The sequence below is a fragment of the Deltaproteobacteria bacterium genome (assembly GCA_016208165.1).
GTDB lineage: Bacteria > Desulfobacterota > Desulfarculia > JACQYL01 > JACQYL01 > JACQYL01.
The window spans coordinates 1-3,422 of the sequence record JACQYL010000113.1 but is presented as its reverse complement, the minus strand read 5'-3'; the positions used below and the strand labels follow the sequence as shown (position 1 = coordinate 3,422).

The 3,422-nt window shown below is 59.6% G+C and carries 4 protein-coding genes; all 4 read left to right on the top strand.

What is annotated here, in order from left to right:
* Nucleotides 1-16: 16 nt before the first annotated feature.
* Nucleotides 17-265 carry a hypothetical protein gene (locus HY788_20080; GenBank protein ID MBI4776441.1) on the top strand — a complete coding sequence of 83 codons (249 nt, stop codon included), beginning with the start codon at nt 17-19 and terminating at the stop codon, nt 263-265.
* Nucleotides 266-350: 85 nt separating this feature from the next.
* Nucleotides 351-1,301, top strand: coding sequence for a cobalamin biosynthesis protein CobD (cobD, locus tag HY788_20075; GenBank protein MBI4776440.1), 951 nt, complete (start codon nt 351-353; stop codon nt 1,299-1,301).
* Complete coding sequence (locus HY788_20070; GenBank protein MBI4776439.1) at nt 1,298-2,389, top strand: threonine-phosphate decarboxylase; 1,092 nt, start codon at nt 1,298-1,300, stop codon at nt 2,387-2,389. The genes cobD and HY788_20070 overlap by 4 nt, the downstream gene beginning before the upstream one ends.
* A 239-nt stretch (nt 2,390-2,628) precedes the next feature.
* A partial coding sequence (locus HY788_20065; GenBank protein ID MBI4776438.1) for a diacylglycerol kinase family lipid kinase occupies nt 2,629-3,422 on the top strand: 794 nt, incomplete at its 3' end.

Below are 3,422 nucleotides of genomic sequence, written 5' to 3'. Positions count from 1 at the left end.
GGAATTGATGGAGCCCATGACTGAAGACAGCGACGTGGGGCGATTGTTGAAGCAGAAAGGGGAGCGGTTTTTCCTGATATCGTACCGGGTGGGCGACGTCGAAAATGGACTGGCGGACATGAAGAAGGCCGGGTTCAAGACCATCGACCAAAAGCCGAGGGAAGCGTTTGGAAACCGGTACGCCTTTCTGCAGAAACCGCGCGACATGTTCGGGGTCCTCACAGAGGTCGTGGACGGAGCGTTCGATATACCGGGCTCGAGATAGATTTTAAGATCCTCAAAAACTCTTTTTTCCCGATAGCCGTTGTGTTATCTAACATCCATTCGGCCGAGAAGAAGAGGGAGGTTGGATTTTGACGTTTGCAACGATTTGGTGCGTGTTCCTCCTGGATCTCATCTTGGGAGATCCCCGGTGGCTTCCGCACCCGGTAAGAATTATCGGTCAAGTCATCGATCGACTCGAGATATGGGTTCGGGGATGGGCCCACGACGATCGGGCGCTTCGCCTGGGCGGGTGCCTGATGACGCTTCTGGTGGTCGCAGGTTCATTCATCCTTACGTGGCTCCTGATCGCCTGGTTCTCGCTGTTGGGCGCTACGGCGGGTGCGGTTGTGGCCGTGCTGTTGGGGTATACCACGATTGCGATTCGGGATCTCTACGATCAATCCTGGGCGGTGATCAAGGCGCTGCGCGCGGAGAACCTGCCCGAGGCGCGCCGGCTGCTTTCCATGATCGTGGGCAGAGACACGAAGGACCTCGATTCCGAGGGTATTCAGAAGGCGGTCATTGAAACCGTGGCTGAAAACCTTTCGGACGGAGTGGTATCGCCGTTGTTTTACATGGCCATCGGCGGCGTGCCCCTGGCCATGGCGTTCAAGGCCTCGAGCACGTTGGATTCCATGGTCGGCTACCGCGATGAACGGTATGAGCATCTGGGATGGTGCAGCGCCCGCCTGGACGATGTACTGAATTTCATCCCGGCGCGCCTGACCGGGGTCCTGATCGTGGCGGCGGCGTTTGTGCTGCGTTTGGACGCTTCCCGCGCGTGGACTATTTTCAGGAGAGACGGCGGCAAGCACAAGAGCCCCAATGCGGGGCGCCCCGAGGCGGCCATGGCCGGAGCCCTGGGGATCCAATTGGGCGGCCCTTCCGTATATGAAGGCGTTCTGGTGGAAAAACCCTACCTGGGGGACCCCGACCAGCTCATCGATATCGCCCACACCCGGCAAGCGGAACAAATCCTGTTCGTGGTTTCCGTACTGATGGTGCTGCCGGCGAGCTTGTACCGGTTGGTCCTATGAGCGACATCACTCCATCGCTGAACCGATTCCACGGCGGGAAAGTTTTCGATACGGCCCGGAAGCTGAATGTTCCTCCCGAGGAAATCGTTGACTTCAGCGCCAGCATCAATCCGCTGGGACCGCCTCCAGGCCTCAAGGAATATCTGTTCGAACGGTTCGAAAGGGTGGTCCACTACCCCGAGATCGGTGCGGGCAGCCTGGCGCGTGCGTTCGAGGATCGATGGGGTCTTGCCGAGGGGTCCGTGCTGGTAGGAAACGGGTCCACGAGCTTTATCTACCTGCTGCCGGCGGCCTTGGGGCCGGGACCTCAGCGGATCGCGGCTCCGGCGTTCGGGGAGTACGAAAACGCGGGACTGCTGGCCGGTTGTCCCATCGAGTATGTTACACCGGACACCGGGCCTCCCTGGTCCTATTCCGCATCCACGCTGCTGGAAACGATCCGACCCGGGGCGAGGACCGTCTGGATCGCGAATCCGGCCAATCCGACAGGCCAACTGATTCCAAAGGACCTTCTCCTCGAAATGGCCCGGCGCGTCGAGGGCTCGGACCGCTTCATTATTCTGGACGAGGCGTTTATCGAGTTCGCTTCCGAGCATTCGCTGGTAGTCGAGGCGCCGCGATTCCGGAACCTGATGGTGCTTCGGTCCCTGACCAAGATGTACGCGCTGCCCGGTCTTCGTTTGGGTTGGATGGTGGCGCATCCGGACCGGATCCGGGAATTGGGTCCGCGGCTCGAGCCTTGGGCGGTCAACGTGCTGGCGCACGAGGCCGGTTTCTATTGTCTAGGCCAGGATGCCTATGTGCGCGAGACCAATGCGCTGATCGAGAGAGAACGGAAAGCGCTTTTGGAGGAATTCGAAACCATGGACTCGGTTACCGCATACCCGTCGGCGGCCAATTACCTGTTGGTGCGCATCGAAAGACCGGACTGGGACGCCCCCAGACTGGCCGATACCCTGGCCCTGCGCAAATTGCTGATTCGGGACTGCAGTTCTTTCAGGAACGTAGGCGGGCGCTTCTTTCGCATGGCCGTGCGAACCAGGGACCAGAATCGGCTGTTGATGGACGCGTTGAAGGAGTTGCTCTGAAGGCGGGAAAGAAATGAAACAGAACTCTTGAAGCCGGCGCCACCCTTCGACAAGCTCAGGGCAGGCTCCTGCTGGAGGCGCTCAGAGGACCGTTCCGAATGGCGTGGTTCCTGAGCGTCTTACGACGGGATTTGCCCGCTCCGCCGCAGGCGGTGCGGCAACGCATACAAAGTTTGAAGGGCGTCTGAGTCCCGCCAAAGGCGGGATTTGCGAAGTTTCCCTCAGTAGAACAATAAACTATGTCCATGAAAACGTTGCTCGTCGTTAATCCGGCATCCGGTAACGGAAATACCGGCCGAGGTTGGACCAAATCCGAGCTGCTTCTGCGACGGCATTTGGAGTTTCCTTTCGACGTGGCGCTGACCCAGAGTCCGGGACATGCCACCCGCATCGTCCGGGAAGCCGTCGGCAGGGGCGTGGACCGGATTGTGAGCGTGGGCGGCGACGGTACCCTGAACGAGGTCGTCAACGGTCTTTTCGATGGCGAGCATCCCCAAGCTTCTGAAACGATCTTGGGAACGATCGGCCTGGGCACGGGAAGTGACTTCATCAAAACATTGGGTTGGCGTCCGGGTCTGGAATTCGCCGCGGAAAAACTGAATCAGGGAACGGTCCGGCGGATCGATGCGGCTCATGTGCGATTCAGAACGTTTGACGGGTCGAAGGCCGGTCGAACGTTTATCAATGTGGCCGACTTTGGCGCGGGCGGAGCCGTGGTGGAGCGCGTGAACCGCACGACGAAGCGGTTCGGAGGGGCCGCGTCTTTTCTCTGGGGCATCGTAGCGACCCTTCTGACGTACAAGAACAAGCTGATATCCTATCGGGTGGCTCAGGGCCTCGAGCAATCGGAGATTCTGAGTAACGTGATCGTGGGGAACGGCTGTTACTACGGCGGAGGGATCAAGGCCGCTCCCACGGCGTCTCTGAACAACGGGACCCTGTCCATCGTCTTTGTGGGAGATTTCAAGTGGCTGGAAACGCTGGTCAATCTCCCCCGGTTTCGCGCGGGCCGACACTTGACGCATCGCAAAGT